The sequence below is a fragment of the Kitasatospora sp. CMC57 genome (genome assembly GCF_045866025.2).
Classification (GTDB): Bacteria; Actinomycetota; Actinomycetes; order Streptomycetales; family Streptomycetaceae; genus Kitasatospora.
Map to the genome: position 1 here is coordinate 4,071,626 of NZ_AP035881.2, position 26,958 is coordinate 4,098,583.

Here is a 26,958-nt window from a genome sequence, read left to right on the forward strand (position 1 = left end):
AGGTGACTCAGCACCCTGCAAGAACGGCTCGCCGTGCCCAGCTCCTGCCACCCGCCCGAGGGCGGTTGCAGGCGCTGGTGGGCGGTCGTTCCCGTCGGCCGCGCCGGATAGCGATGCTGAGCGTGCACACCTCCCCCCTGCACCAGCCGGGCACCGGCGACGCGGGCGGGATGAACGTCTACATCGTCGAGCTCGCGAAGCGGCTGGCACAGCTGGACATCGAGGTCGAGGTGTTCACCCGGGCGATCAGCTCCGACGACGCGCCGACGGTCGAGCTGGCGCCGGGGGTGCTGGTCCGGCACGTCACCGCCGGTCCGTTCGAGGGTCTGATCAAGGAGGACCTGCCGGCCCAGCTGTGCGCCTTCACACACGCCGTGCTGCGCACCGAGGCGGGCCACCGCCCTGGCCACTACGACCTCGTGCACTCCCACTACTGGCTCTCCGGCCAGGTCGGCTGGCTGGCCGCGCAGCGCTGGGGTGTCCCGCTGGTGCACACCATGCACACCATGGCCCGGGTGAAGAACGCGGCGCTGGCCGAGGGTGACACCCCCGAGCCGGCCGCCCGGGTGATCGGTGAGAGCCAGGTGGTCGAGGCCGCCGACCGGCTGATCGCCAACACCGCCGAGGAGGCCGGCGAGCTGGCCTTCCACTACGCCGCCCGGCCGGACCAGCTGGCCGTGGTGCACCCCGGCGTCAACCTCGACGTGTTCCGCCCCGGTGACCAGCAGGCGGCGCGGGCGCGGCTCGGCCTGCCGCAGGACGCCGCGGTGCTGCTCTTCGCGGGCCGGATACAGCCGCTCAAGGCGCCCGACGTGCTGCTCAGGGCTGTCGCCGTGCTGCTGGAGCGCGAGCCCGAGCTGCGCCACCGACTGGTCGTGCCGGTAGTCGGCGGCCCGTCCGGCAGCGGCCTCGCCAAGCCCGAGAGCCTGCAGAAGCTGGCCGCCCAGCTCGGCATCGGCGACGTGGTCAGGTTCCACCCGCCGGTCGGTCAGGCCGAGCTGGCGGAGTGGTACCGAGCGGCCACCGCCCTGGTGATGCCCTCGTACAGCGAGTCGTTCGGCCTGGTCGCGCTGGAGGCGCAGGCCTGCGGTACCCCGGTGGTGGCGGCGGCCGTCGGTGGTCTGCCGGTAGCGGTCCAGGACAGCCTGACGGGCGCTCTTGTGCCCGGTCACGAGCCGCGCGACTGGGCCCGGGCGCTGCGTCCGTACGTGACGGACGCCCAGCTGGTGCACCGTCAGGGGGTGGCCGCCGCCGCCCACGCGGCCGCGTTCGGTTGGGAGACCGCCGCGGCCAGCACCGCCGAGGTGTACACCGCTGCGTTGCACCGGTCGGGGCTGCGCAGCGGCCTGCGGCGGGCCTGAGTCCGACCGCGGGCCCGGCCTGGGCCGCGTCTGCCGGGGAGTCAGAACGCCGGGCCGCCGTACCGCCGAGTAACGTCTTCCTCATGGCAACCCGTACCAAGGACGACGCCCTCGCCGTGCTCCGGACCGCGCTGGACGAGGCGGGCGTGGCCTGGGAGCCCGCCGCGACCGATCCGTACACGCTGGTCGCGACGCTGCCCGGGACGCGCAAGCTGGCCACCCCGTGCGCGTTCCGGGTCGGCGACCACACCCTCTCGGTGAACGCCTTCGTGGTCCGCCGCCCGGACGAGAACCACGAGGCGGTCTACCGCTGGTTGCTGGAGCGGAACACCAAGCTGTTCGGCGTCGCGTACGCGATCGACGCGCTCGGGGACGTCTACCTGGCGGGACGGCTGCCGCTGGAGGGGCTGACCACCGAGGTGGTGGACCGACTGCTCGGCACCGTGCTGCAGGGGGCCGACGACCCCTTCAACACCCTGCTGGAGCTCGGCTTCGCGACCGCGATCCGGCGCGAGTGGGACTGGCGCACCAAGCGCGGCGAGTCCACCCGCAACCTGGAAGCCTTCACCCACCTGGCGGGTCCGAGCGGCGAGCCGTCGGTCTAGGCCCTGTCCGGGCCCTGACGGGGCCTAGGCGGCGACCCGGGCCGGCTGCACCGCTGCCGGTACGGTCTCGACCGTGCGCCGCCGCCCGAGCAGCAGGAAGGCGGCCGCGGCGGCCGTGCCGAGGGCCGCGCAGGTGCCCCAGGCCGCGACCCCGCCGCCGTACTGGAGCAGCAGGGAGCCGCCCACCGGGCCGATGAACATGGCGAGCGACCAGGAGAGCGAGTACACGCCCTGGTAGCGCCCCCTGGCCTGCGCCGGGGCGAGTTCGGCGACCAGTGCCGTCATGGTCGGGGCGTTCATGATCTCGCCGATCGTCCAGACCGCGACGGTGAAGGCGAAGAACCAGACCGACGACCCCGCGAACATGGTCAGCCCGAAACCCCAGCCGATCAGCAGGGCGCTGGCCAGCAGCAGCGCGGTCCGGCTCCGGCCCTGCATCGCCCGGGTCAGCGGGAGCTGGAGCAGCACGATCAGCAGGCCGTTCAGGCTGATCACCAGGCCGTACTGGGTGGCGGAGATCCCGGCCCGTCCCATGTCGACGGCCAGTGTGGTGCTGCCCTGCTGGGCGACCAGGGCGAGCAGGAGGTTGATCCCGACCACGGCCATGAACCGGCGGTCGGCGAAGACCGTGCCCAGGTGGACCGGGGGTGCGGAACGCTCCGGAGTGCCGACGGCGGGCCTGGTCTCCGGGATCTTCACGAAGACCAGCACCGCGCAGAGCAGCGTGCTCAGCGCGTCCAGCAGGAAGAGCGTGAGGTAGCCGCCAGCCGCGATCACGCCCGCCGCGGCGGCGGAGACGCCGAAGCCGATGTTGATCGCCCAGTAGTTCAGCGAGTACGCCCGCACCCGGTCCTCGGCGGGCACCAGGTCGGCGATGATCGCCGAGATCGCCGGGCGCGAGGCGTTACTGGCCAGGCCGACCAGGAAGACCATCGAGGCGATCGCCACCGGGCCGTCGGTGAAGCCGAGCACCGCCATGCTGACGGCGGTGCCGAGCTGCGCGGCGAGCAGCGTGGGACGCCGCCCGATCCGGTCGGTCAGCACGCCGCCGCCGATCGCCGCGATCGCCGAGCCGAGGCCGAAGAGCGAGGCGACCAGGCCCGCGTACGCCGCCGAGTAGCCGCGGTCGGCGGTCAGGTACAGCGCCAGGAACGGCACCACGAAGCCGCCGAGCTTGTTGACCAGGGTGGCGGTCCAGAGCCACCAGAACCGGCGGGGGAGTCCACGGCCTGTCTCTGATAGTGAGACGACCAGGCGCTGCAGAGCGGGCATACGAGGGCTCCCGGAGGGCGTGGGGTCGCGCTGAGCGGTGTCAAGGCATGGCAGGCTGACCGCTCAGCGGCGATGTAAGTGGCTTAACTTCGAAGTGAACATTACCGGCGAGTCTCGGCCCCGGCCAGTGGTTATCCGGCTCTATTAAGCTGACCCCCATGGCTGACACGACCTACCGACTGATCCTGCTCCGTCACGGCGAGAGCCAGTGGAACCAGAAGAACCTCTTCACCGGCTGGGTCGACGTCGACCTCAACGAGAAGGGCGAGAAGGAGGCCGCACGCGGTGGCGAACTCCTCGCCGCCGAGGGCTTCCTCCCCGACGTGCTGCACACCTCCCTGCTGCGCCGCGCTATCCGCACCTCCCAGATCGCCCTGGACAAGGCCGACCGGCACTGGATCCCGGTCAGCCGCAGCTGGCGACTGAACGAGCGCCACTACGGCGCCCTCCAGGGCAAGGACAAGGCCCAGACCCTCGCCGAGTTCGGCGAGGAGCAGTTCCAGCTCTGGCGCCGCTCGTACGACACCCCGCCGCCGGAGCTCGAGGACGGCACCGAGTACTCGCAGTCCGGCGACGCCCGCTACGGCGACATCCCGAGCGAGCTGCGTCCGCGCACCGAGTGCCTCAAGGACGTCGTCGACCGGATGCTCCCGTACTGGTACGACGCGATCGTCCCCGACCTGGCAGTCGGCAAGACGGTCCTGGTCACCGCCCACGGCAACAGCCTGCGCGCGCTGGTCAAGCACCTTGACGGCATCTCCGACGAGGACATCGCCGGCCTGAACATCCCCACCGGCATCCCGCTTGTCTACGAGCTCGACGCCGACTTCAAGCCCGTCACCAAGGGCGGCCGCTACCTGGACGCGGACGCCGCCGCGGCCGCCATCGAGGCGGTCAAGAACCAGGGCAAGAAGTAGCCCGTACGTCGTTCCGGAGGGCCCCGCCCGCGCGTCAGCGCGAGCGGGGCCCTCTGCTGTGCGGGGGCGTCAACTCGCCTTCGGCGGAGGGTGGTTCAGACCATTGACGGGTCGGCTCGGCGCTCCTACCGTAGGCGGCAGCGTTGGCGCGGGCACGCCAGGTCCCCCCACCGGCGGTCGGGCGCCGGCCGTGCACTCCATCCACCCCCCACAGCTCGCTCCGGCCTGCCCGGGGCGGGTCCGGAAGGAGCACCATGCGCAAGCGTCACGTGTTCGCGGCCCTCGTCGGGGCCCTGGCCGTACCGGTCGCCACGGCGATCCCGGCCTTCTCGCACGGGTACATCAGCGGGCCGCCCAGCCGGGCGGCGTACTGCGCGGCGGGCACCGTCACCGGCTGCGGCGACATCCAGTGGGAGCCGCAGAGCGTCGAGGGGCCGAAGGGCTTCCCCGGCGGCGGCCCGGCCGACGGCAAGCTCTGTGCGGGCGGCAACAGCCGGTTCGCCCAGCTGGACAACCCGCGGAACGGGGCCTGGCCGACCACCAAGGTGACGGCAGGTCAGAAGCAGAACTTCACCTGGAAGTTCACCGCCAGGCACGCCACCGCCCGGTACCGGTACTTCCTCACCAAGCCGGGCTACAGCGCCGCCTCGGTGCTCAGCCGGAGCAGCCTCGACCTCACCCCGCTGCTGACCGTCCCGGGCAACAACGCCCAGCCGCCCAGCACGCTCACCCACAGCGTCCCGCTGCCGGCCGGGCTGACCGGGCACCACGTGCTGCTCGCGGTGTGGGACGTCGCCGACACCACGAACGCCTTCTACTCCTGCGTCGACCTGCAGTTCTGAGGCCGGGGCCGCAGGCGTACGTCGGCCGGGCGCCCCGCTCAGGACAGGGACGCCCGGCCGACGGGCGGGACGGTGGGACCGGCCCGGGTCAGTGGCCGCCGCAGCAGCCGCCGGTGGCACCGCCGCACTGGCAGGGCGCACCCGACTGGCAGCCGCATCCGCACCCCCCGCCGCAGCCGCACCCGGCGGCGAGGATCGGCAGCAGGGCGGGACTGGTCGGCTCGACGACGCTCGCCGGTGGACTGGTCGGAGCGGTGGTTGCCTTCATCGCGCTGGGCCCTCCTTGGCACTGGCACACTGCGGCGCACACGGAGGTGTGCCCACCCCTGAGTGAAGCCCCGCCGGTGACGGGGCGTCAACGGGCGCGCAGGGGCGGTTCACCACCGCCCCGTGCGCCCCCGCGCCGCCTGCCGTCCCCTTACTCCGCGGAGTCGGCGTTGGCGGCGACGAACTCGGCCACGTGCTCGCCGGTCACCAGGAAGACCACGCGCTTGGCCACCGAGACCGCGTGGTCGGCGAAGCGCTCGTAGTAGCGGCCGACCAGGGTGACGTCCACCGCGGTCTCGATGCCGTGCTGCCAGCGGTCGTCCAGCAGGTGCGAGAACAGCTCGCGGTGCAGCGCGTCGATCGCGTCGTCGTCCTGCTCCAGCTCCAGCGCCTTCTCGACGTCCTTCGTGGCGATCACCTGACCGGCCTTGGCCACCAGCCGCTGGGCGAGCTGCCCCATCTCCAGCACGATCGGGTGCAGGTCGGCCGGGACGGCGGTCTCCGGGAAGCGCAGCCTGGCCACCTTGGCCACGTGCCTGGCCAGGTCGCCGCAGCGCTCCAGGTCCGAGCTCATCCGCAGCGAGGTGACCACGATCCGCAGGTCGGTCGCGACCGGCTGCTGACGGGCCAGCAGGTCGATGGCCCGGTTCTCCAGGTCGTGGTGCAGGGCGTTGACCTTGTCGTCGGCGGCGATCACGCTCTCCGCCAGTGCCAGGTCGGCGTCGAGCAGCGCGGTGGTGGCCCGACCCATCGCCGAACCGACCAACCGGGCCATCTCGACCAGGCCGTCGCTGATCGAGTCGAGTTCCTCGTGGTACGCGTCGCGCATTGCTGCTCTCCTCAGTAGCTCTGTCGGTGGCGGTGCCGACCGGCCTCTCACATGACAAGCGAGCCCGTCTGACGATCGGGACGGCCGCTGCTGGTGGCGGCATCGTAGTGCCGTCACCGCCCGCGCGGGCTGCGCAACCCACCCTGAGCCGTCTGGGCGACCTCGCACGGCCGGGGCAGTGAACCGGTGGCAGCGTGAAGGTGAATTCTCGGCAACGTGCGGCCGATGCCTTGATCTCACCCCGGGGGTGGGCCGCCGACATGCGCTTACGCTGGCCACATGGACGTGAATGTGGCCCTCGCCGCAGCCTGCGCCATAGCCGGGCTCGGTGTCGGTCTCACGGCCGCGATCGCCTTCCGCTGGAGTGAGCGGGAGCAGGCCAGGGCAGGCAGCGGAGACAAGGGCGGAAGGACGGGTCTCGGCGGTACGCCGGCCCAGGACGCGCCTCTCCCGCCGGGGGTGGACACCGTGCTCTCGGTGCTGCGCTCCTGCGCGATCGTGCTGGGCGAGGGCGACGAGGTGGTCAAGGCCAGCTCCGCCGCCTACGCGATGGGCCTGGTCAGGGGCGGCGCGATGGCGGTGGAGCAGATGCTCTCGCTGGCCCGCGCCACCCGCAGGGACGGCGAGATCCGCCAGGTCGAGCTGGAGGTCCCGCGGCCGGGCGCGGCCCGCGCCACCGACCCGCTGGCGGTCTCCGTCCGGGTCGCCCCGCTCGGCTCCCGGCTGGTCCTGGTGCTGGTCGAGGACCTCACCGAGCGCCGCCGGATCGAGGCGGTCCGCCGGGACTTCGTGGCCAACGTCTCGCACGAGCTCAAGACCCCGGTCGGCGCGCTCTCGCTGCTCTCCGAGGCGGTCGCGGACGCGTCCGACGACCCGGAAGCGGTGCAGCGCTTCGCCGGCCGGATGCAGATCGAGGCCACCAGGCTGGCCAGCCTGGTGCAGGAGATCATTGACCTGTCCCGGGTCCAGGACGACCAGCTGATGGTCGACCCGGAGCCGGTCCCGGTGGACACCCTGATCGCCGAGGCGATCGACCGCTGCCGCCAGCCAGCAGCCGCCAAGCAGATCCACATCGCGGCGGGCGGCATAGGCGGCCTCTACCTGTACGGCAACCGCGGCCAGCTGGCCGCCGCGCTGGGCAACCTGGTGGAGAACGCGGTCAACTACAGTCCGCCCCGTACCCGGGTGGCGATCGCCACCCGGCGGATCTCCAGCGCCGCCGCCCTCGGTGAGGCGGACGGCGAGCTGATCGAGATTTCGGTGACCGACCAGGGCATCGGCATCTCCGAGAAGGACCGCGAGCGGATCTTCGAACGCTTCTACCGCGTCGATCCGGCCCGCTCCCGCGCCACCGGCGGAACCGGCCTCGGCCTCTCCATCGTCAAGCACGTGGCGGCCTCCCACGGCGGCACCGTGTCGGTGTGGAGCGTCGAGGGCCAGGGTTCCACCTTCACCGTCCGCCTCCCCGCCGGTCAGGCTCCGGCGGCGAGCCCGCAGACCCCAACCATCCGCACCAACCCCCTTCCTGCCCCGGAGGCCCGATCGTGACCCGAGTACTGGTGGTCGAGGACGAGGAGTCGTTCAGCGACGCCCTGTCGTACATGCTCCGCAAGGAGGGCTTCGAGGTGGCCATCGCCGCCACCGGCCCGGACGCGCTGGAGCAGTTCGAGCGCAACGGCGCCGACCTGGTGCTGCTCGACCTGATGCTCCCCGGCCTGCCCGGCACGGAGGTCTGCCGCCAGCTCCGGGTCCGCTCCAACGTCCCGGTGATCATGGTCACCGCCAAGGACAGCGAGATCGACAAGGTGGTCGGCCTGGAGATAGGTGCCGACGACTACGTCACCAAGCCCTACTCCACCCGGGAGCTGGTCGCCCGGATCCGCGCGGTGCTCCGCCGCCGCGGTGAGGACGGCAACGGCGGTACGGACGGCGGCGGCCCCGGCACGCTGGAGGCCGGCCCGGTCCGGATGGACGTCGACCGGCACGTGGTCACGGTGGACGGCGCCAAGGTCGACCTGCCGCTCAAGGAGTTCGACCTGCTGGAGATGCTGCTCAGGAACGCCGGCCGGGTGCTCACCCGGATGCAGCTGATCGACCGGGTCTGGGGCGCCGACTACGTCGGTGACACCAAGACCCTGGACGTCCACGTCAAGCGCCTGCGGGCCAAGATCGAGCCGGACCCGGGGGCCCCGCGCTACCTGGTGACGGTCCGTGGCCTGGGTTACAAGTTCGAGCCGTAGACCCACACGCCGCCGTAGACCGACGTGCCGAAGGCCCCCGCTCGCCCGAGCGGGGGCCTTCGGCACGACCTGGGGTCAGTGCGAGGCCACGGTGGTCGACGCCGAGGGCGAGGCCGGGGCACCGGCGGACGGCGACGCCGAACCGGAGGCGCCGGCCGAAGCCGAGGCCGACGGGGACGGGGAGGCCGGGGCGGACGGCGAGGCCGACGCGGAGGCGGACGGCGACGCGCCGCCGGCCGGGCCGAAGCCCTCGTACAGGCCGGTGGCCGGGTGCACCTGGGCCTCGGTGGCGACCTTGCCGGCGTTCGCGAACGAGAAGGAGGTGGGGGTGAAGCCGCCGACCTCCACCTTGGCCGAGGCGATCTTGGCGACCGGCTGGCCCTCGCCGCCGATCAGGACGGCGCCGCCGGCCGGGATGACGATCCCGGACAGCGCGGCACCCTTGGCGTCCGCGAAGGTCGCCGTGGCGCCCTCGCCGACGGTGATCGACTGCAGGGTCTCGGCGCTGTCGCCCGAGTTGCTGATGTTCACGGTGAGCTGGGCCGGCCCCGCGTGCTCGGAGCTGGCCCCGGCCGCGGTCACCACCACGATGTTGTTGAGCTTGAGGTTCTCCCCGATCGACGTCGCGGCGTTGTCCGGCTTGATCTGCAGGGTGTCCGGGCGGTTCCCGGCGGCACAGGCGGACAGCGGGAGGATCGCGGCGAGGGCGATCACGGCGATCGCGCCGCGTCGAAGGCTGCGGCTCACGGCGGCGGCATCTCCTTGGATCTCGGGTCGGTGGTCAGGGTCAGATTACCGACCGCGGTTATCCGGTTCTCACGGGGTGGTCCCGTGTCGCGGGTTGAGTCGCCGCTCGGGTGGCCGACGGGGCCCGCCGGGAGGCGCGACCGCGTATACGGCAAAAACCCATGATCAAATCATGGTTTCCGGAGTGTTGCCAGAGGTTTCGTCAGGTGTGTATACCGCCTCCGACCTGCGGTAAGGCCCGGTCGAACACTGGTCGCAGCACGCCGGAGGGGCCCTTGTCAAGCCCCGAGACCGGCTCTGACCTGCGAAAACGCCCTTCGGGTGAACCGAGAACCATGTTATTCTGGTAAGCCACGGAAGGGGCCCTGTCACATGACGTTCAAGGTTGGCGACACGGTGGTCTACCCCCATCACGGGGCTGCGCTGATCGAGGCCATCGAGATTCGCCAGATCAAAGGTGTGGACAAGACCTACCTGGTGCTGAAGGTGCAGCAGGGAGACTTGACGCTGCGCGTTCCCGCGGAGAACGCGGAGTTCGTAGGCGTGCGGGACGTAGTCGGTCAGGAGGGCCTCGACCGCGTGTTCGAGGTGCTGCGGGCGCCGTACACCGAGGAGCCGACCAACTGGTCGCGTCGGTACAAGGCGAACCTCGAGAAGCTCGCCTCCGGCGACGTGATCAAGGTGGCCGAGGTCGTCCGCGACCTGTGGCGTCGCGAGCGTGAGCGCGGTCTCTCGGCCGGAGAGAAGCGGATGCTCGCCAAGGCGCGCCAGATCCTGGTCAGCGAGCTCGCGCTCGCGGAGAACACCAACGAGGACAAGGCGGAGACGCTGCTCGACGAGGTCCTGGCCTCGTAGTACAGCCCCCGCATGTCGAAGCGCCCGATGCCGGTGCGTCACCATGGTCACGTACGTGACCATGGTGACGCACCGGCACCTCGGGCGCTTCGGCGTACCCGGATGCCGACGAGCCCCCGGGCGGTGGTCGAACGGTCTCACGGAGCCCTGGGTTTCGGAAGGGGCCGGGGCGCCGCCGGACGTTCGCCAGGGCCATACCCATCGCGCCGAAGGCGTGAAACCTGACCTCGGGACTTCGAAGAACCGGCGAAGAACCGGCACAGCGCCGAAGGAGCGAAACCCTGAACGGCACAGCAGCAGTCGCAGCAGCCGTGGTCCCCGCCGCAGGGCGGGGCGAGCGGCTCGGGCCCGGAGCCCCGAAGGCCCTGCGCGAGCTCGGCGGGGTGCCCCTGCTGGTGCACGCGGTCCGGGCCCTGGCGCGCAGCCGGGCGGTCGGCCTGGTGGTGGTGGCCGCCCCGCCGGAGGGGGTGGCCGAGGTGATCGCCCTGCTGGACAGTCACGGTCTGGACGGCAAGGACATCCGGGTGGTGGCCGGCGGAGAGACCAGGCAGGAGTCGGTCCGGCTCGGCCTGGCCGCGATCCCGGCCGAGGTCGGCGTCGTGCTGGTGCACGACGCGGCCCGGCCGCTGGTCCCGGTCGAGGTGGTGGACGCGGTCGCCGCGGCCGTCCGGGCCGGGGCCGTGGCGGTGGTGCCCGCGGTGCCGCTGGCCGACACCGTGAAGCTGGTCGAGCCGCAGAGCGGCGGCCGCCCGGAGCCGGTGCTGGACACGCCCGACCGTTCCGCGCTGCGAGCCGTGCAGACGCCGCAGGGCTTCCGCCGGGACGTGCTGGCCGCCGCGCACGAGCGGGCGCTCACCGAGCCCGTCGCGGTCACCGACGACGCCGGTCTGGTGGAGCAGTTCGGCGGCCGGGTGGTCGTGGTGCCGGGTCACGAGGAGGCGTTCAAGGTGACGCGCCCGCTCGACCTGGTGCTGGCCGAGGCCGTACTCGCCCGGAGGAGGGCCTCCGATGGCTTCTGACACTCCCCTGATCCCGCTGGTCGGGATCGGCACCGACGTGCACGCCTTCGAGGCCGGCCGACCGCTCCGGGTGGCCGGACTGGACTGGCCCGGGGCCGAGTTCGGCCTCGCCGGGCACTCGGACGCGGACGTGGCGGCGCACGCCGCCTGCGACGCGCTGTTCTCGGCGGCCGGGGTCGGGGACCTGGGTGCGCACTTCGGCACCGACCGCCCCGAGTGGTCCGGCGCCTCCGGCGTCGCGCTGCTCACCGAGGCGGCCCGGATCGTCCGGGCGGCGGGTTTCGAGATCGGCAACGTCGCGGTCCAGGTGATCGGGGTCCGCCCGAAGATCGGCAAGCGCCGGGCGGAGGCGCAGGCCGCGCTCTCGGCGGCGGTCGGCGCACCCGTCTCGGTCTCCGGCACCACCACCGACGGCCTGGGCCTGACCGGCCGGGCCGAGGGCCTGGCGGCGATCGCCACCGCACTGGTCTACCGGGTCCAGGCGCCCCGAAACCCGGAGTAGTTGACGTCCCCGTTGACGAAAGGTGGCGGGGCACCCCCCGCCGCCCACTACGCTTGACGCTGTGAGCCTTCGCCTGTACGACACCAGCACCCGCCAGGTACGCGACTTCGTCCCGCTTGTACCGGGCTGTGTCTCCATGTACCTGTGCGGCGCGACCGTCCAGGCGCCCCCGCACATCGGACACATCCGGTCCAACCTCAACTTCGACGTGATGCGCCGGTGGTTCGGCTACCGCGGCTACCAGGTCACCTTCGTCCGCAACGTCACGGACATCGACGACAAGGTGATCCAGAAGGAGCGCGAGCTCGGCACCCCGTGGTGGCAGATCGCGTACACCAACGAGCGTGCCTTCAACGAGGGTTACGCGGCGCTGGGCTGCCTGCCGCCCTCGGCGGAGCCGCGGGCCACCGGCCACGTGCCCGAGATGATCGAGATGATGCAGACGCTCATCGCGAAGGGCCACGCCTACGAGTCCGAGGGCAACGTCTACTTCGCGGTGACCACGTACCCCGAGTACCTGGCGCTCTCCAACCAGGAGTTGGACAACCTCCGGCAACCGGAGAGCACCGGCGAGACCGGCAAGCGGGACCCGCGCGACTTCGCGATGTGGAAGCGCTCCAAGGAGGGCGAACCCAGCTGGGAGACCCCGTGGGGGCGCGGCCGTCCCGGCTGGCACCTGGAGTGCTCGGCGATGGCGCACAAGTACCTCGGGGCGTCCTTCGACATCCACGGCGGCGGGCTCGACCTGATCTTCCCGCACCACGAGAACGAGATCGCGCAGTCCAAGGCCTTCGGCGACGACTTCGCGAACTTCTGGGTGCACAACGCCTGGGTCACCATGAGCGGCGAGAAGATGTCGAAGTCGCTCGGCAACTCGGTGCTGATCTCCGAGATGGTCCAGCGCTGGCGCCCGATCGTGCTCCGGTACTACCTGGCCGGGCCGCACTACCGGTCGATGATCGAGTACAGCGAGGAGTCGCTGCGCGAGGCGGAGACCGCGTTCGCGCGGATCGAGGGCTTCATCCAGCGGGTGACCGAGCTCTGCGGTCCGGTGGACGCGGCGCCCGAGGTGCCGCTGGCCTTCGCCGAGGCGATGGACGACGACCTCGCGGTGCCGCAGGCGCTGGCCGTCGTGCACACCGCCGTCCGCCAGGGCAACAGCGCCCTGACCGCGGACGACAAGGAGAACGCGGTGGCGCGACTGGCCGAGGTCCGTGCGATGCTCGGTGTACTGGGTCTCGACCCGCTCGACGAGCACTGGGCCGGCGCCGAACGCGGCGACGACCTCCACGGAGTGGTCGACTCGCTGGTCCAGCTGGTGCTGGAGCAGCGGCAGGCCGCCCGGGGCCGCAAGGACTTCGCGACCGCGGACGCGATCCGCGACCAGCTGGTGCTGGCGGGCCTGTCCATCGAGGACGGCCCGACCGGCTCACGCTGGACGCTCAACAACCAGTAACCCCGCTCTCCGGGGTGAGGGTGGGCCGTACCTGACCGGTACGGCCCATCCGCATGACGCAGAGTATGCTGCCGGCGGTCGCCGCCGGGGCGTGCGAGACAGACAAGGGAAGTACAGCCATGGCCGGCAACAGCCAGCGCAGGAACCGACGCAACCCCGACTCGAAGAAGGGCGCGAGTGTCGGCACCGGCGGGCACAGCCGGAAGGCGCTCCAGGGCAAGGGCCCGACGCCGCCCGCCTCGGCCCGCAAGGGTCACATCAAGCAGCGGCAGGCCAACGCCGCCGTGAAGCGCGAGATGGACGCCAAGTCGCGGGCCGGCATGCGCCGGGCCGGGGCCGCCGGCCGTGGCGGCCGTGGCGGCGCGGGCGCGGCCGAGCTGGTCTTCGGACGCAACTCGGTGGTCGAGGCGCTGCGCGGCGGGGTGCCCGCCACCGCGCTGTACGTGCTCCAGTTCATCGACACCGACGACCGGGTGCGCGAGGCGCTGCAGGCCGCCACCGAGCGCGGTGTGCCGCTGATGGAGGCGCCGCGCGTCCAGCTCGACAACATGACCGGTGGGATGAACCACCAGGGCATGGTGCTCCAGGTTCCGCCGTACGAGTACGCGCACCCGGAGGACCTGCTCGCCGACGCCGCCGACAACGGCGAGGACGCGCTGGTGATCGCGCTGGACGGGGTCACCGACTCCCGCAACCTCGGCGCCGTGGTCCGCTCCGCCGCCGCCTTCGGGGCGCACGGCGTCGTGATCCCGGAGCGCCGGGCCGCCGGCATGACCGCCGGGGCGTGGAAGACCTCCTCGGGCGCCGCGGCGCGCCTGCCCGTGGCGCGCGCCACCAACATGACCCGCGCGCTGGAGGCGTACCAGAAGGCCGGTCTGCTCGTGGTCGGCCTGGCGGCCGACGGCGAGGCGGAGATCGGCGATCTGGCGGCGCTCACCGGGCCGGTCGTGATCGTGGCCGGCAGCGAGGGCAAGGGCCTCTCCCGGCTGGTCTCGGAGACCTGTGACATCCGGGTGCGGATCCCGATGCCCGGGGCGACCGAGTCGCTGAACGCCGGTGTCGCGGCGGGCATCGTGCTCTACGAGGCCGCCCGGATGCGGGCCAAGGGCGCCTGAACCACCGGAACCTGACGCTCATTTGTCGCAGTGAACCGACGTGAACCGATCGGGCCTGGTCAGGCCCGGTCGGTTTACTCATGATCAGTTCAATCCGGGTCGAGAATCCACCCGGGAGAGTGTCCTAACCGGCCGTCACCCGGTTAGACGGGTGTGGACACCAGAACACCTCGGCGCCCTGCCCCGGGCGGCATGGCGGGAATAGATGCCGGCCCCGGCCTCAACACGGTCAAGGTGCCGTCCGACCCGGCTCGGCTCAGCAGTACCCAGGCGAGCTTCCGGGTCCGGCTGGCCGCCCCGGTGGCCCCGATGATCGACGCCCCGGCGGGCGCGGTCTTCGGCGACCCGTACGGGACGGCGGCCTTCACCCCACGCCCGATGGTCACCCCCCAGGTCGTGGTCGGCGGCGTACAGGTCCCGGCGCTGGCCGGTGCCGGCGCAGCGGCGCTCGCCGGCGCGGCGGTGGCTGGTGCCACCCCGGTCCGGCGCAAGGGGCGGGTCACCGCCGTCACCTGGACGGGCCAGGCGGCCCCCGGCGACCAGGCTGCCACCCAGCTGCTGGAGGCGGTCCGCCTCAACACCGTGCCGGCCCCGGCCCGGCCGGTCGGCGGCGAGGCCACCGAACAGCTCCAGGCGTACCGGCCGGCCAGGCCGCCCGTGCCGGAGCCGGTGGACAGCTGGGCCCCGACGGGCGAGCTGCCCGAGGTCTCGGCGGTCGGCACCGACTACGGGCAGGGCAAGTACCCCGGCCGCAAGGTTGACCTCGGCCTGGTGCTGCTGCCGCTGCGGATCGTGCTCGGCTCGCTCTCGGTCTACGCCGGGTTCAGCAAGCTCTGCGACCCGGTGTACTTCGACGGCGGCGACCGCGGCTCGATGATGCGCTGGCTCTCCTCGCTGCACCCGTGGGGGGTCGCCCGGCCGCTGCTGGACTTCGCGATGGCCCACCCGGTGGGCTCGGGTCTCGCGGTCGCGTTCATCCAGATCGTGGTGGGCGTGCTGTCGATCCTCGGCCTCTGGCAGCGGGTCGCAGCCGGTATGGCGATGGCTCTCTCGGCCGCGCTGCTCTTCACGGTCAGCTGGCGGGCGGTGCCGGTCTACGACACTCCCGACCTGATCTTCCTGGCGGCCTGGAGCCCGCTGCTGATCGCCGGGGCGCCGTTCGGCTCGCTGGACGGCCGGATCGCACTGGAGGCCTGGCGCCGGTACGGCACCTCGGCACCGGCCGCGCTGCGACGGCGGATCCTGCGCCGCAGCGGCGTGGTGACCGCCGTGGTGGTCGGGCTGACCCTGCTGCTCGGCTCGATGCTCGGCGCGGCGGTCCGCACCGGCGGCCGTCCCGACCCGGCGCCGGTCAGGCCCCCGACCGACTTCGGCTCGCCGATGTGGCCCGGCAACGGCCCCTCGCCGACGCCGCCCCCGGCCAGCCCGGCGCCGAAGACCCCCACGCCGACGCCGACGCCCTCGCCCAGCAAGAGCGGCAGCGCGAAGCCGCACTCGACCAAGTCGGAGTCCGGCTCGGTCGCCCCGGTGCCGTCGGGCAAGGGCAGCACGGCGGGCACCGGCTCCGGCAGCACCGGGACCGGCGGCACGGGCACCGCGCCGAGGCCGGCCTCCAGCAGCCCCAGCGGGCTGCTGGGCGGGGTGCTCGGCGCTCCGCTGCTGGTCGGGATGGGCTCGGCTGCGGGCGCCGGTGCCGGCGCCGGTCCGGCAGGGGTGGACGCCTGACAGCCGGCTCGGACGTCTCGGACGGCTGAGCAGTGGAGGGGCGGTGGACCGTACCAACGGTCCACCGCCCCTCCACTGTGGTGGTTTCCCGTCAGGAGTTCAGCGTGGCAAGCTCCTTGGCCGCCTCGGTGAGGTCCTTCGCGGTGTCGATCGCGCGCCAGAAGCACCCCTGCGGCAGCTGGTAGCCCGCCAGCCGCTTGCTGCGGGCGAGTTGGGGGAAGGTGGTGCGCTCGTGGTCGCCGACGTCGGGCAGCAGGTCCTGGAAGTCGGGGCCGAAGACGTACAGCCCGGCATTGATCAGGAAGGGCGAGGGCGGCGCCTCGATGAAGTCGAGCACGTTGCCGAACTGGTCGGTCTCCACCGCGCCCCACGGGATCCGCGGCCGGGCCAGTGCGAGCGTCGCGACGGCGTCCCGCTCGTGGTGGAAGGCGGCCATGTCGCGCAGGCTGAACCTGGTCCAGATGTCGCCGTTGGTGGCGTACCAGGGCTCACGGGGGCGGGGGAGCGCCTTGGCCGCGTACTTCAGGCCGCCGCCGCGCCCGAGTGGGACGGTCTCCACCACGGTGCTGACGGCGAGCGGCAGGTCGGCCTGGTCGAGCCACTCCTGCAGCACCTCGGCGAGGTGCCCGCAGGAGATCACCACATCGGTCACACCTTCGGCGGCGAGCCAGCCGAGCTGGTGCCCCAGGATGGGCATCCCGGTACCGGGGATCTCGACCAGCGGCTTGGGCCGGTCGTCGGTGTACGGGCGCAGTCGCGAACCCTGCCCGCCCGCCAGGATGACGGCCTGGGTCACGGCGGGGGCGTACGGGTGCAGTGCGGCGGAGTCAGCGGTCATGGCAGCACTCTAGGGCTGCCGACGGGACCGTACGGGGTACCCGGAACGCGAGCCGGTGCCGCGCGGCGAGGTTCGCCCTGGCACATCCTCTCGCCGCACCCGGCCGAAGGCCCGGGGAGGTCCGCTACGTCTGGCCTTCGCCCGGCACGCCGAGGGCACGAGCCTTACGACGTGCCGCGGCAGACCCTGCCCGCAGTGCGGCGCTAGCCGACCACACCCGCGGCGAACGAGCCGTCACAGACCGGGCGGGCGAACGAGCGGGCCCGCTGCGCGTCGCCCTGGTACTTGCGCACGGCGGCCTTGCCGAGGTCGGCGGCCAGCGTGCTGCAGTACGGGGTGAGCGCGGGCTTCTCCCGCATGGTGCGCTCCAGCAGGTCGAGCGCGGTACCCGGGTTGTGGGTGCGCAGCTCGTCCATCAGGTCGACCCGGAGGGCGTCCTGCGGGGCCATGCCCTGCGTGTTGGTGGCGGTCGCGGAGCGGCCGATGGTGCCGTCACCGCTGGAGGCGGCCACCACCTGCTGGTCGAGACCGGTCGGTGGCGCCCAGGGGACGCGGGTGACGGCGAGCGTGCCGGTGGTCACCAGGATCACGGGCAGGGTCAGGGCAACGGTCTGGCCGATGCGGCGCACGAGCTGCTTCACGGTCAGGAGCGTAGCGGTGTGTGGGGCCCGGGTCGCCCTCCGTTACCCCAATGAGTGACGCGTGTCCTGTTTCGTCCTGCCATTCGGTTGACGCACGGGGCACGGACGACCGAACCCCCGACCGGTGATGCCCCGGCCGGGGGTTCGTGATGTCGACAAGTCGTCAGGCGCCGCCGCGCCCTGTCACGACGGTCAGGCGCTCAGGCGGGCACCGGTGGTGGTGTTGAAGACGTGGGTCTCGCCACCGGTCGGGACCACGTGGATGGTCTCGCCCTTCATCGGGATCTGACGGCCGTGCACGCGAACGACGATGTCCTTGTCGTCGCCACCGATCTTGGTGGTGCCGTAGACGAAGCCGTCCGCGCCGAGCTCCTCGACCACGTTGACGGTGACCGCGACGCCCTCGATGCCGCCCGCCGGGACGATCTCGAAGTGCTCCGGACGGATGCCGACGGTCACGCTCTTGTCGGTGCCGGCGCCGGCCAGCTCGTCACGGGAGATGTTGATGACCGAGCCGCCGAACTTCACGCCGCCGTCCACCAGCGGCACGTCGACCAGGTTCATCGCGGGCGAGCCGATGAAGCCGGCCACGAAGAGGTTGGCCGGGCGGTCGTACATGTTGCGCGGGCTGTCGACCTGCTGCAGCAGACCGTCCTTGAGCACCGCGACCCGGTCGCCCATGGTCATGGCCTCGACCTGGTCGTGCGTCACGTAGACGGTGGTGATGCCCAGACGGCGCTGGAGCGACGCGATCTGGGTACGGGTCGAGACGCGGAGCTTGGCGTCCAGGTTGGAGAGCGGCTCGTCCATCAGGAAGACCTGCGGCTCACGGACGATCGCGCGGCCCATCGCGACACGCTGACGCTGACCACCGGAGAGCGCCTTCGGCTTGCGGTCCAGGTAGTCGGTCAGGTCGAGGATCTTCGCGGCCTCCTCGACCTTGGTGCGGATCTCGGCCTTGTTGACGCCGGCGATCTTGAGCGCGAAGCCCATGTTGTCCGCGACGGTCATGTGCGGGTAGAGCGCGTAGTTCTGGAACACCATCGCGATGTCCCGGTCCTTCGGCGGCAGGTGGGTGACGTCACGGTCGCCGATGCGGATCGCACCGCCGTTGACGTCCTCCAGGCCCGCGAGCATCCGGAGGCTGGTGGACTTGCCACAGCCGGAGGGGCCGACCAGGACGAGGAACTCGCCGTCCTCGACATGCAGCTCCAGGGCGTCCACGGCGGGCTTGGTGCCGCCGGGGTACAGCCGGGTCGCCTTGTCGAACGTGACAGAAGCCATGGTTCTCACACTCCTTCACCGGCAGGAACGTGCCGGACGATCCGAGTAAAGGTTGGGTTGTCGTCCGCCTCCCCGAGTGGTCTGTACCACTGACGGGAGGGCTTCCGGTGACGCTACCTGGCGGATCGTCCGATTGTCAGCCCTACGAGCGGCCGATTTCGGCATCAGTCCGATCACGACCCCGCCCCCGGTGATCGATAACCCTCCCCACCCGGCCACCCCCGCCCGGTACACTGCCCACTGGTACCGCCGTGGCCTCGCCGCGGACGGTCACCGCGCCTCCTTAGCTCAGTTGGCCAGAGCACCGCTCTTGTAAAGCGGGGGTCGTCGGTTCGAACCCGACAGGGGGCTCTCGTTTCCACCCCGGATGAGCTGCAGCTTTGGCCTTCTGGGGGCTTCACCGCTGGCCTCGGACGATGTCCGAGGCCATTTGCGTATGCGGCGCGATGTTTTACAGGTCGGTGTCACGTCGGCTCCTCTGTGGCGCTCGGTCGGTATGGTGACTGGTATGGCAACGAAGAAGTACACGGTGACGCTGCCGGAGGAGCTGGCCGAGGAGATCCGTGCCGAGGTGGGGTCGGGGGCTTCAGCAGGTACGTCGCGCAGGCCATAGAGCGTCAGCGTGAGAGGGATCATCTGCATGAGTTCGTCGGCTGGTGGGAGGGCGAGCACGGTGCGGTCAGCGACGCGGAGCTGGCGCTCGCAGAGGCGGAGAGGGTCGCGCTCCAGCGAGAGCACTCGGAGCGCAAGGCCCGTTCTGTGCCGCACCGCAAGGCGGGTTGATGTCAGAGGTCGTCTACGTGCTCGACAGTGAGGGCTTGTCACAAGCCGTCCTCGGGCACCGGGTGACGGGTGCCCGGTTGAAGGAAGCGGATCGGTCCGGCATCCGGGTCGTGACCACGTCGATGACGCTCATCGAGGGCTACCACGGGCGGGTCAAGAAGGCCGCGTGGGCATGGGCCCTCTCCAAGATCGCCGTTGAGCCGGTGACGAAGGAGATCGCGGGGGAGGCGATCGAGTTGCGGAGGCAGCTGGACTGCGTGGACACAAGTGCGCCGCCGATGCTGCTCTTGCCGCCGTGGCGCTGCGTCAGCGTGGCGACGTCACGATCTTCACGTCCGATGAGGAGGACATGAGACTTCTCTGTGGTGATCGGGTCGTGGTCAGGGGAGTCTGAGGCCGGAGTTGGTCGGACCGGGAGCAAAGCGGGATGGCCGGTTCGAACTCGACGGGCTCGGCGCACGCAGCGTCCGTCGAATGCGCGGGGAGCCGGCTCGCGGGCGGTGCCCGGGACCGGCCCTCCGTTGTCGGTGGCTTGGGTGTGGCCCGGTCGGGTGGGTCATTCGCGGGGGACCGTGGCGAACTCCCTCATGGAGCCCCGGGCGTTGTCGAGGACGCGGTTGCCCTGTTGGTCGATCATGCGGGTGATCGACTCCTGGGCGATGCCGAAGAATATTGCCCAGGCCGCGATCTGGCCGCTGTTGTCGAGGTAGGTGAGGCCGGGGACGAACTCGCCGCGGATGAGGATGATTCCGAGCAGGGCGGAGAGAGCTCCCAGGGGTAGCCGGAGCAGCATGAGCACCATCGGCACCATGTAGGGCGTCGCAGTGCCCTGGATGTGCCGGAGGGAGATCGCGCCGGCCACGGCCGCTGCGCACATTCCGATGAACTCCACGAGCATCAGGTCGACGCCCGAGGGCGCGCCGGTGCCGACCGGACACTGGCGTACTCCGTCGGGATAGAAGCAGGTCTTCTCCGCCAGGGCTCCGGGGGCGGCGAATCCCCAGGCGATGGACAGGGCGACGAGGATCGTCAGGGCGAAGACCGAGGCCAGGAGGAAGTTGCGGAACGTTCGGACCTGGGCCCGTTCGGAGTCCGCCGCGTCGTTGGCGGCGTGTAGCGTACGTACGGCCAAGTCGCGGAAGGTCTCGTCGAGTTGGTGGCTGTTGTCGGTCAGGTGGCTCTCCAGGAGCTTTCGCTGCGGGTCCTGGTTCCCGAGGTGCTGCTCCGCTTTGGCCAGGACGGTCGCTCCGCACCATCGGAGGTCGGCCGTGGGAGAGATGCGGAGGATCGCCTCCTCGGCCGAGTGCAGGTTCGGCCAGGCCCGGTCCACTGCCGAGCCTGACCAGATCGAGCGCAGTCCCCCCGCGGTCGAGACGGCCTGGCGGGCGGCCTCCAGGTGCCGGTCCGCCATGGTGGCGATGCTCTGGTTCTCGGCCGCCACCAGGGGTCGTAACCTGTCGACCTGGGACTGCAGGTCGGCGATGTATGACGCACACCTCTGCCGCCAGGAGGACTGGCCGATGCCGGTCACGTCGGAGTGCCTGGTCTCGGTCGTAGCTCTTACCGCCATGGATCCTCCATGGGAGCGCGGTAATTGAGGGTGCGGACTGGGACGTACGGTCTCCCGGTTCCAGCCTCGACCCGGGTGATCAGCGGTGCAACCCTGCGGTCCGGAGGTACCCGCGCCGGACGGGTTCAGCCGAGGATGACCGGGTCGTGGGCGAGGTCGTGGAGGAGGGCGTCGAGCTTGGGGCGGTCGACGGAGGACATCAGGAAGACGTGGACGTAGCTGCGGCGGGTGGACTCGTCGCCGGGGGTGGTGAGCACGTCCTGGGAGGACAGCGACCATTTGGTGACCAGGGCCGGGCTGGGCTTGCGGAAGCGGACCGTGATGGCGCCCGGGGTGCGGGCGGGCCAGAGGGTCAGGTCGTGGGAGAGCTCCAACAGACGGAGTTGGTGCTCGAGGTAGGCGGCCAGTTCCTGGGCCCGGCGGATGCGGGCGATCTGGTCCCGGTGGGAGTGGCGTGAGAGGTGGTCCCAGAGGATCAGCGGCGAGAAGCCGTTGCGTGAGCCCGCGAAGGTGGTGTCCGGGGCGCCGGTGTAGTCGGGTTGGGACGGCGGGGAGATCTGGTACTTGACCTTGGTCATGTAGATGCCGCAGGGCCAAGGGGCACCCGGCCACTTGTGGCCGCTCATGGCGATGGAGGAGACCATGTCGAGGTCGCCGAACTCCCGGGTGGGCAGGCTGAGGCCGAAGTCGAACTCGGGGAGGCCGGTGTCGGGGATCCAGCCGTGCGACGGGTCTGCGGCGGCCATCCGGACGAACGGGGCGTAGCCGGCGCCGAGGGCGCCGTCCACGTGGATCCAGAAGCGGCGGCGCAGGTCGCTGAGGGGTTCGCCGGTCTGCGGGTCACGGCCGTGGGTGACCTGGGCCTGGATCAGTCCGTGGCGTTCGAAGATCGGGAGAAGCCGTTCGCAGGCCTGGCGGACGTCGTCGTGGGCACCCTTGAAGGTGCTGCCGAGGTTGAGGCTGACGAAGATCGGGTGGCCCTTGGCGGCGAAGAACTCCACCAGGGTGGCGAGGGCGTCCACGTCGATCTCGCCGGTGCCGTCCCAGGAGTGCCCGGAGGGGCCGCTGCGGGACGGCACCTCGGCCGGCCAGTCGGGCAGACCGGGCAGCGGGCACTCGCCGGGGTAGTGCTCCGCGCCCACGGCCTGGAAGGTGTCGACGCCGAGGACGCGGACCGCCTTGGCGAAGGAGTAGTGGGTGTCCTCGGAGTAGAACGCCACCGGGCGGCGGGAGTTGGGGTGGGCGGGGCCGGGCGTCGGGGCGGAGGTGGTGGACGGTTGGATGAGCTGCTTGCCGGTCAGGTAGTCGCGGGCGTTCCAGAGGGCGTACATGTTGCCCTCGGTCGAGCCCATCGAGAGGACGTAGCCCCAGTACGACTCCGGGTCGGCCGGATCGTGCGGCCCGTTCGCGTGCCACAGGGCGGCGTAGTAGTCGAGCACCGCGCGTTCGACGACCTTGGTGTTGGGCTTGTAACCGCCGCTCTGGAACGGGTCACCGAGGTTGTTGATGTTGTGCTGCATGAACCGGCCGAGGTCGAAGGCGCAGCCGCCCATCTCCTGCGTCGCCTGGTAGCCGAGCAGGTTGCGGCGCTTCCTGGTCAGGTAGCCGTCGAGCCGGTCGAGCGCGCGCAGGCGCTGGTCCTCGCCCAGGCCGGTGACGGGGAGGGCGAAGTCGGCGGCGTCCGGCTCGTCGGTGGGCGGGACGAGGAGGGTCGGTCCGTCGAGAAGGTCGGGCCCGTCGAGGAGGTCGGTTCGGCTCATGGCTGCTCAGGATGGAACCTCTGACGGTGAGGAGGGAAGCAGTCCGCAGAAGATTCGAAATCAGGCGCCGAAAGCTTGCGCATCTTCGGAACCAGGGGCGAACCTGTGCGCTGTGCCGAACTTTCCTCACGCCCACCGGGCGCCCCTGGACGACGTGGACCGGGCCATCCTGCGGATCCTGGTGGACAACGCCCGTACGCCGAACAACGCGCTCGCCGAGGCGGTCGGGATAGCCCCGTCGACCTGCCTGGCCCGAGTGCGGGCGCTGCGCGAGCGCGGGGTGATCCGGGGGTTCAAGGCGGAGATCGCGCCCGCGGCGATCGGGCTGCCGTTGCAGGCGATGATCTCCGTCCGGCTCCGGGCGCACACCCGGCAGCAGAACGAGAGCTTTCGGGACGCGGCGCCCGACATGCCGGGTGTGGTGGCGGTGTTCCACATGGCCGGCTCCGACGACTACCTGCTGCACGTCGCCCTCGCGCACCCCGATGCCCTGCGCGACTTCGTGGTGGACCACCTCACCACCCACCCGGCGGTGGCCCAGACCCGGACCAACCTGATCTTCGAGCAGATCCCCGGCCGTCGGGGGCTCACTCCGGAGCTGTGAAGCGGGCGCGGTCAGGGGGCGGGCAGAGCGGCCGCCGCCTGGTGCCAGGCGGGGTCGAGGGCGAGGGCGGACAGCTGCACCCCTGTCAGCAGCGGCGGGTTCGGGTAGGGCTCCTTCCGATCGGATCCCGGGCCCGGGATGTTGCCCGCGCCGGCCGTCACCGTGGTCCCGTCGGGGCGTTGCACGGTGGCCCGCCAGTCCTGTTCGCCACCCGCGGCCCGGGCGGGTAGGGAGAGCGTCAGGAAGCCGCCGTCGGGCTGTGCGGTGACGGTGCAGCCCGGGATGTTGCACGCGGGAGGGTGTACCGTCCCGTCCGCCGACGGGGCCGCGCGGCCGACTTCGATCCTGATGTTGCCCGTGCCGCTGCCGTCCGACGCGATGTAGGCGGCAGCCGCATGCTTGACGGAGACGCCGGGAGTGAGCGGGATGTCGGAAGTGCGGTCCAGTGTCCAGGGATTGCTCAGCTTAAGGCCGGTGGGGACCTTCGACCGGAGCAGCTCCAGCAGCTCGGCGGCACCGGTCGGCGCCGGGGTGGCGACGACGGATGGAGTCGCGGTCGTGCTCCGGGCGGCCGGCGGTGCGGGGGGTTGGACCGTGGCGGCGGGGGCCAGGGTCAGCGCCACCACGCAGACCGCGGCGACGCCGCCCGCGCCGGTGGCGATGCCGGTGAGGGTGCGCAGACGTCGGGCACTTCGGCCACGGTGCAACAGCCGGGCCATTGGTACGGGCACGGGAGTGACCTGACGGTCCATCAACAGGCGCAGGGCTCGGGCGATCCGCTCGTCTTCCTCGGTCACGGTGTGGCCTCCTGGTTCGCTAGCAGGGTGGTGCGAAGCCGGGCCATCGCCCGGGCGTTCTGGCTCTTCACGGTGCCGACCGAGCAGCCGAGCGCGGCGGCGGTGTCCTTCTCCGACAGGTCCTCGACGTGGCGCAGGACGACCACGGCACGCTGGCGTTCGGGGAGTTCGCGCAGTGCCTGGTGGAGTTCGTCCAGTTCGTCGAACCGGCTGCCGAGCGGGTCCGTGGATCGAACGGCGCTCTCGGGGACGTCGGCCGTGACCAGCTCACGTCGCCGTCGGCGCCACCAGCTGACGTGGTTGTTGACCAGCATCCGCCGTAGGTAGGCGTGCGGTTCATCCGTGGCTGCCCGACGCCAGCGGACGTAGAGCTTGACCAGGCAGTCCTGGAGCAGCTCTTCGGCGCGGTGCCGGTCGCCGGTCAGCAGTGTCGCGGTGCGCAGGTGCCGATGCCAGGCGGCCTCGACGAAGTCCGCGTAGGCGGCGTCCTCGGTTTCTCGACTCACGAAGGACAGACGCGGGAGGGGCGGCGAAAGGTTGTCAGCGTCGGCGGGTCCGGCAAAGTCGTGTTTTTGCGAAAATCTGTCGGCATCTTGTGGCCATCTGTCGAGCAGTGGTTAAGTGGCGAGGCCGCCGGGAGAGCACTCAGGACTGCGGCACCCACCCCACCCATGCCCGCAGAAGGGTTCCTCCGTCATGAGCAGAACTGGGCTCGTCCGCAGATCCGTCGTCGTCGCCGTGGCTGCGGGGGTGAGCATGTCCGCTGCCGCCTGCGGGAGTTCAGGAGGCACGGCGGACGGGGCGGCGAAGGTGACGATCAGTGTGGACTGCCAGCCGCCGGTGACCAAGGCGGCGGAGCGGAAGCAGTGGGACGAGGACGTCGCGGCCTTCGGCAAGCTGTACCCGAACGTGACGATCAAGAGCAAGGACGCCTCGCCCTGCGAGGAGCCGGCGCCGTTCACGGCCCAGCTCAAGGGGAAGACGCAGACGGACGTCTTCTACACCTACTTCACCGACCTCGACCAGGTGCTCGATGCGGACGGCGCCGAGGACATCAGCGCGTACGTCAACGAGACCACCGTCCCGGCGTTGAAGGACATCGACCCATCGGTGCTGGCCACGCTCAAGGACGGCGGCAAGCTCTACGGCCTACCGACCTCGAACTACAAGATGGGCCTGCTCTACAACCGGAAGCTGTTCAAGCAGGCGGGGCTCGACCCGGAGAGGCCGCCGGCCACCTGGGCCGAGATCCGGGAGGCGGCGAAGAAGATCGCGGCGCTCGGCAACGGCGTGAACGGTTACGGCGAGTACAGCGCGACCAACCAGGGCGGCTGGCACTACACGGCCGAACTGTACGGCCTGGGCGGCGCGATGGTGAGCGAGGACGGGAAGAGGGCCGCGTTCAACACGCCCGAGGGCCGGCAGGTGCTGCAGAACCTGTACGACATGCGCTGGACGGACGGCACCATGGGCGCCGCGCAGAGCCTCAAATGGCCTGACCTGATGACCCAGATGGCGGCCGACAAGCTCGGCATGTACGTCGGTGCGCCGGACGACATCACGTACATGGTGCAGACGCTCAAGGGTGACTACGAGGCGTACGGCATGGGGCCGATGCCCGGGGGCAAGGCGGCGCTGCTCGGCGGCAACGACTACATGTTCAAGAAGGGGTCCACACCTGACCAGATCAAGGCGGGCATCGCCTGGATCAACTTCAAGTACCTGACCACGGGCAAGGGCCAGTTCGACTACGCGCGGACCAAGGCCGACGGGCTGCCGGTCGGCCTGCCGCAGCCGTTCTTCTTCACCGGTGCCTCGCTGGCGGCGGACAACCAGGCGAAGGCGGCAAGCGCCACCGTGCCGGTGCGGAACTACGCGCCGTACCTGGCCGTCGCGGTGCCCGGCAGGACGGAACCGGCCAACGCGCAGCAGCTCTACAAGGTGCTGGACAACCCCGTCTCGGCGGTGCTGACCGACCAGGGTGCCGACGTCGCCAAGCTGCTCGCCGACGCCGAGGCCCAGGTCAACCAGGTGCTGGCGAGTCTGCAGTGACCGCCCGTCGGGTCCGGGAGCAGCTGACCGCGCACGGCTTCCTGTTCGGCGCCCTGCTCTGCTTCGGGGTCTTCACCTGGTACCCGATGGTCCGTGAAGTGGTGATGAGCTTCCAGAGGACCAGGCGCGGACGGACCACCTGGGTGGGGCTGGACAACATCGACCAGCTGCTCCAGGACCCGGCGTTCTGGCAGGCGTGGCGCAACACGCTGCTGTTCACCCTGCTGGCGCTGGTGTTCGGCTTCGCGGTGCCGTTCTTCGTCGCGGTGCTGCTGAACGAACTCCGGCATGCCAGGTCGTACCTGCGGATCCTGGTGTACCTGCCGGTGATGATGCCGCCGGTCGCCTCGGTGCTGCTCTTCAAGTACTTCTACGACCCGGAGTTCGGGCTGTTCAACGCCGTCCTGCGCGCCCTGCACCTGCCCACCTCGGCCTGGCTCAACTCGCCGGACACCGCGATGGTGTCGGTGGTGATCGCCTCCACCTGGATGAACATGGGCGGCGCCACGCTGATCTATCTGGCGGCTCTCCAGGGCATCCCCGGAGAGTTGTACGAGGCGGCCGAGCTGGACGGGGCCGGTCTGTGGCGCCGGCTCTGGCACGTGACGGTTCCGCAGACCCGGCTGATCCTCTCGCTGCTCCTGCTGCTCCAAGTGGTCGCCACCATGCAGGTGTTCGTCGAGCCGTTCCTCCTGACCGGCGGGAACGGACCGCAGGGGTCCACCACCACGGTGGTCCACCTCGTCTACCAGTACGCCTTCAACTTCAACAACTACGGCGCCGCCTCGGCGCTCGGCCTGATCATGCTGCTGGTGCTGGCCGGGTTCTCCGCGCTGTACGTCCGGCTGTCCCGGCAGGCCGACTAGATGGGAGCCCC

General features: G+C 71.1%; 26 protein-coding genes and 1 tRNA gene. 17 read left to right on the plus strand and 10 right to left on the minus strand.

Annotation, left to right across the window (positions count from 1 at the left end; all coding sequences use genetic code 11):
* The first annotated feature begins 2 nt into the window (after positions 1 to 2).
* Both mshA and ACKUU6_RS18185 read left to right on the plus strand, forming a co-directional pair.
* Complete coding sequence (gene mshA, locus ACKUU6_RS18180; protein ID WP_407989631.1) at positions 3 to 1,361, plus strand: D-inositol-3-phosphate glycosyltransferase; 1,359 nt, start codon at positions 3 to 5, stop codon at positions 1,359 to 1,361.
* 83 nt (positions 1,362 to 1,444) lie between these two features.
* Entirely contained in the window at positions 1,445 to 1,966 is a 522-nt protein-coding gene (locus ACKUU6_RS18185; RefSeq protein WP_407989632.1) for a YbjN domain-containing protein, read from the plus strand.
* A gap of 24 nt (positions 1,967 to 1,990) precedes the next feature.
* Here the strand turns inward: ACKUU6_RS18185 and ACKUU6_RS18190 are convergent, their stop codons facing one another.
* Entirely contained in the window at positions 1,991 to 3,238 is a 1,248-nt protein-coding gene (locus tag ACKUU6_RS18190; protein ID WP_407989633.1) for an MDR family MFS transporter, read from the minus strand.
* Between the two features lie 158 nt (positions 3,239 to 3,396).
* On the opposite strand from ACKUU6_RS18190, the gene ACKUU6_RS18195 reads away from it, so the two are divergent.
* A complete protein-coding gene (locus ACKUU6_RS18195) occupies positions 3,397 to 4,155 on the plus strand; it encodes a phosphoglyceromutase (RefSeq protein ID WP_407989634.1) in 759 nt (252 codons plus the stop codon).
* A gap of 254 nt (positions 4,156 to 4,409) precedes the next feature.
* On the plus strand, positions 4,410 to 4,997 hold the full coding sequence (locus ACKUU6_RS18200; RefSeq protein WP_407989635.1) for a lytic polysaccharide monooxygenase auxiliary activity family 9 protein: 588 nt from the start codon (positions 4,410 to 4,412) through the stop codon (positions 4,995 to 4,997).
* Between the two features lie 418 nt (positions 4,998 to 5,415).
* Here the strand turns inward: ACKUU6_RS18200 and phoU are convergent, their stop codons facing one another.
* A complete protein-coding gene (gene phoU / locus ACKUU6_RS18205; RefSeq protein WP_407989636.1) occupies positions 5,416 to 6,093 on the minus strand; it encodes a phosphate signaling complex protein PhoU in 678 nt (225 codons plus the stop codon).
* A 279-nt stretch (positions 6,094 to 6,372) separates the two neighbouring features.
* Here phoU and ACKUU6_RS18210 point away from each other — a divergent pair, with 279 nt between their 5' ends.
* Positions 6,373 to 7,641, plus strand: coding sequence for a sensor histidine kinase (locus ACKUU6_RS18210; RefSeq protein WP_407989637.1), 1,269 nt, complete (start codon positions 6,373 to 6,375; stop codon positions 7,639 to 7,641).
* A complete protein-coding gene (locus ACKUU6_RS18215) occupies positions 7,638 to 8,333 on the plus strand; it encodes a response regulator (protein WP_407989638.1) in 696 nt (231 codons plus the stop codon). Before ACKUU6_RS18210 ends, ACKUU6_RS18215 begins: the two co-directional genes overlap by 4 nt.
* 75 nt (positions 8,334 to 8,408) lie before the next feature.
* Here the strand turns inward: ACKUU6_RS18215 and ACKUU6_RS18220 are convergent, their stop codons facing one another.
* Positions 8,409 to 9,080, minus strand: a complete 672-nt coding sequence (locus tag ACKUU6_RS18220; RefSeq protein ID WP_407989639.1) for a DUF461 domain-containing protein — start codon at positions 9,078 to 9,080, stop codon at positions 8,409 to 8,411.
* A gap of 372 nt (positions 9,081 to 9,452) precedes the next feature.
* Between ACKUU6_RS18220 and ACKUU6_RS18225 the strand changes: the two genes are divergently transcribed.
* From ACKUU6_RS18225 to ACKUU6_RS18250, 6 genes are all read left to right on the plus strand, one after another.
* Positions 9,453 to 9,935 (plus strand): CarD family transcriptional regulator, encoded by a 483-nt coding sequence (locus tag ACKUU6_RS18225; protein WP_030244332.1) that lies wholly within the window; start codon positions 9,453 to 9,455, stop codon positions 9,933 to 9,935.
* A 281-nt stretch (positions 9,936 to 10,216) separates the two neighbouring features.
* A complete protein-coding gene (gene ispD, locus ACKUU6_RS18230) occupies positions 10,217 to 10,954 on the plus strand; it encodes a 2-C-methyl-D-erythritol 4-phosphate cytidylyltransferase (protein ID WP_407992158.1) in 738 nt (245 codons plus the stop codon).
* The gene (gene ispF / locus ACKUU6_RS18235) at positions 10,944 to 11,456 is read left to right on the plus strand and encodes a 2-C-methyl-D-erythritol 2,4-cyclodiphosphate synthase (protein WP_407989640.1); all 513 of its coding nucleotides are present in this window, start codon (positions 10,944 to 10,946) and stop codon (positions 11,454 to 11,456) included. Before ispD ends, ispF begins: the two co-directional genes overlap by 11 nt.
* A gap of 61 nt (positions 11,457 to 11,517) precedes the next feature.
* Positions 11,518 to 12,912 (plus strand): cysteine--tRNA ligase, encoded by a 1,395-nt coding sequence (gene cysS / locus ACKUU6_RS18240; protein ID WP_407989641.1) that lies wholly within the window; start codon positions 11,518 to 11,520, stop codon positions 12,910 to 12,912.
* Between the two features lie 119 nt (positions 12,913 to 13,031).
* Positions 13,032 to 14,027, plus strand: coding sequence for a 23S rRNA (guanosine(2251)-2'-O)-methyltransferase RlmB (rlmB, locus tag ACKUU6_RS18245; protein ID WP_407989642.1), 996 nt, complete (start codon positions 13,032 to 13,034; stop codon positions 14,025 to 14,027).
* A 192-nt stretch (positions 14,028 to 14,219) separates the two neighbouring features.
* Positions 14,220 to 15,752, plus strand: a complete 1,533-nt coding sequence (locus ACKUU6_RS18250) for a DoxX family protein (protein ID WP_407989643.1) — start codon at positions 14,220 to 14,222, stop codon at positions 15,750 to 15,752.
* Between the two features lie 91 nt (positions 15,753 to 15,843).
* Here ACKUU6_RS18250 and ACKUU6_RS18255 read toward each other — a convergent pair whose 3' ends face one another.
* From ACKUU6_RS18255 to ACKUU6_RS18265, 3 genes are all read right to left on the minus strand, one after another.
* Positions 15,844 to 16,590 (minus strand): nucleotidyltransferase family protein, encoded by a 747-nt coding sequence (locus ACKUU6_RS18255; RefSeq protein WP_407989644.1) that lies wholly within the window; start codon positions 16,588 to 16,590, stop codon positions 15,844 to 15,846.
* A gap of 203 nt (positions 16,591 to 16,793) precedes the next feature.
* Positions 16,794 to 17,231 carry a hypothetical protein gene (locus tag ACKUU6_RS18260; protein WP_407989645.1) on the minus strand — a complete coding sequence of 146 codons (438 nt, stop codon included), beginning with the start codon at positions 17,229 to 17,231 and terminating at the stop codon, positions 16,794 to 16,796.
* Positions 17,232 to 17,423: 192 nt separating this feature from the next.
* Positions 17,424 to 18,515, minus strand: a complete 1,092-nt coding sequence (locus tag ACKUU6_RS18265; protein WP_407989646.1) for an ABC transporter ATP-binding protein — start codon at positions 18,513 to 18,515, stop codon at positions 17,424 to 17,426.
* Positions 18,516 to 18,792: 277 nt separating this feature from the next.
* Here ACKUU6_RS18265 and ACKUU6_RS18270 point away from each other — a divergent pair.
* Together ACKUU6_RS18270 and ACKUU6_RS18275 are read left to right on the plus strand one after the other, a co-directional pair.
* Positions 18,793 to 18,866, plus strand: a tRNA-Thr gene (locus ACKUU6_RS18270).
* Positions 18,867 to 19,297: 431 nt separating this feature from the next.
* Complete coding sequence (locus ACKUU6_RS18275; protein ID WP_407989647.1) at positions 19,298 to 19,651, plus strand: hypothetical protein; 354 nt, start codon at positions 19,298 to 19,300, stop codon at positions 19,649 to 19,651.
* Between the two features lie 203 nt (positions 19,652 to 19,854).
* On the opposite strand, the gene ACKUU6_RS18280 is transcribed toward ACKUU6_RS18275, so the two are convergent.
* Entirely contained in the window at positions 19,855 to 20,868 is a 1,014-nt protein-coding gene (locus ACKUU6_RS18280) for a hypothetical protein (protein ID WP_407989648.1), read from the minus strand.
* Between the two features lie 125 nt (positions 20,869 to 20,993).
* Positions 20,994 to 22,628: a histidine decarboxylase gene (locus ACKUU6_RS18285; protein WP_407989649.1), complete on the minus strand. Its 1,635-nt coding sequence runs from the start codon at positions 22,626 to 22,628 to the stop codon at positions 20,994 to 20,996.
* Positions 22,629 to 22,740: 112 nt separating this feature from the next.
* On the opposite strand from ACKUU6_RS18285, the gene ACKUU6_RS18290 reads away from it, so the two are divergent.
* The gene (locus ACKUU6_RS18290) at positions 22,741 to 23,232 is read left to right on the plus strand and encodes an Lrp/AsnC family transcriptional regulator (RefSeq protein WP_407989650.1); all 492 of its coding nucleotides are present in this window, start codon (positions 22,741 to 22,743) and stop codon (positions 23,230 to 23,232) included.
* A gap of 11 nt (positions 23,233 to 23,243) precedes the next feature.
* Here the strand turns inward: ACKUU6_RS18290 and ACKUU6_RS18295 are convergent, their stop codons facing one another.
* The gene (locus ACKUU6_RS18295) at positions 23,244 to 24,029 is read right to left on the minus strand and encodes a hypothetical protein (protein ID WP_407989651.1); all 786 of its coding nucleotides are present in this window, start codon (positions 24,027 to 24,029) and stop codon (positions 23,244 to 23,246) included.
* Positions 24,026 to 24,535 carry a SigE family RNA polymerase sigma factor gene (locus ACKUU6_RS18300; RefSeq protein WP_407989652.1) on the minus strand — a complete coding sequence of 170 codons (510 nt, stop codon included), beginning with the start codon at positions 24,533 to 24,535 and terminating at the stop codon, positions 24,026 to 24,028. The genes ACKUU6_RS18295 and ACKUU6_RS18300 overlap by 4 nt, the downstream gene beginning before the upstream one ends.
* Before the next feature lie 190 nt (positions 24,536 to 24,725).
* Between ACKUU6_RS18300 and ACKUU6_RS18305 the strand changes: the two genes are divergently transcribed.
* Positions 24,726 to 26,081, plus strand: coding sequence for an ABC transporter substrate-binding protein (locus tag ACKUU6_RS18305; RefSeq protein WP_407989653.1), 1,356 nt, complete (start codon positions 24,726 to 24,728; stop codon positions 26,079 to 26,081).
* Positions 26,078 to 26,947, plus strand: coding sequence for a carbohydrate ABC transporter permease (locus tag ACKUU6_RS18310; protein WP_407989654.1), 870 nt, complete (start codon positions 26,078 to 26,080; stop codon positions 26,945 to 26,947). Before ACKUU6_RS18305 ends, ACKUU6_RS18310 begins: the two co-directional genes overlap by 4 nt.
* Positions 26,948 to 26,958 lie beyond the last annotated feature (11 nt).

Bases quoted from the DNA above. Each gene is read 5' to 3' on its own strand.
- ACKUU6_RS18185 (WP_407989632.1), top strand. From the start codon at position 1,445: ATGGCAACCCGTACCAAGGACGACGCCCTCGCCGTGCTCCGGACCGCG.
- ACKUU6_RS18190 (WP_407989633.1), bottom strand. From the start codon at position 3,238: ATGCCCGCTCTGCAGCGCCTGGTCGTCTCACTATCAGAGACAGGCCGT.
- ACKUU6_RS18195 (WP_407989634.1), top strand. From the start codon at position 3,397: ATGGCTGACACGACCTACCGACTGATCCTGCTCCGTCACGGCGAGAGC.
- ACKUU6_RS18200 (WP_407989635.1), top strand. From the start codon at position 4,410: ATGCGCAAGCGTCACGTGTTCGCGGCCCTCGTCGGGGCCCTGGCCGTA.
- phoU (WP_407989636.1), bottom strand. From the start codon at position 6,093: ATGCGCGACGCGTACCACGAGGAACTCGACTCGATCAGCGACGGCCTG.
- ACKUU6_RS18210 (WP_407989637.1), top strand. From the start codon at position 6,373: ATGGACGTGAATGTGGCCCTCGCCGCAGCCTGCGCCATAGCCGGGCTC.
- ACKUU6_RS18225 (WP_030244332.1), top strand. From the start codon at position 9,453: ATGACGTTCAAGGTTGGCGACACGGTGGTCTACCCCCATCACGGGGCT.
- ispF (WP_407989640.1), top strand. From the start codon at position 10,944: ATGGCTTCTGACACTCCCCTGATCCCGCTGGTCGGGATCGGCACCGAC.
- rlmB (WP_407989642.1), top strand. From the start codon at position 13,032: ATGGCCGGCAACAGCCAGCGCAGGAACCGACGCAACCCCGACTCGAAG.
- ACKUU6_RS18250 (WP_407989643.1), top strand. From the start codon at position 14,220: ATGGCGGGAATAGATGCCGGCCCCGGCCTCAACACGGTCAAGGTGCCG.
- ACKUU6_RS18255 (WP_407989644.1), bottom strand. From the start codon at position 16,590: ATGACCGCTGACTCCGCCGCACTGCACCCGTACGCCCCCGCCGTGACC.
- ACKUU6_RS18265 (WP_407989646.1), bottom strand. From the start codon at position 18,515: ATGGCTTCTGTCACGTTCGACAAGGCGACCCGGCTGTACCCCGGCGGC.
- ACKUU6_RS18275 (WP_407989647.1), top strand. From the start codon at position 19,298: ATGTCAGAGGTCGTCTACGTGCTCGACAGTGAGGGCTTGTCACAAGCC.
- ACKUU6_RS18280 (WP_407989648.1), bottom strand. From the start codon at position 20,868: ATGGCGGTAAGAGCTACGACCGAGACCAGGCACTCCGACGTGACCGGC.
- ACKUU6_RS18285 (WP_407989649.1), bottom strand. From the start codon at position 22,628: ATGAGCCGAACCGACCTCCTCGACGGGCCCGACCTTCTCGACGGACCG.
- ACKUU6_RS18305 (WP_407989653.1), top strand. From the start codon at position 24,726: ATGAGCAGAACTGGGCTCGTCCGCAGATCCGTCGTCGTCGCCGTGGCT.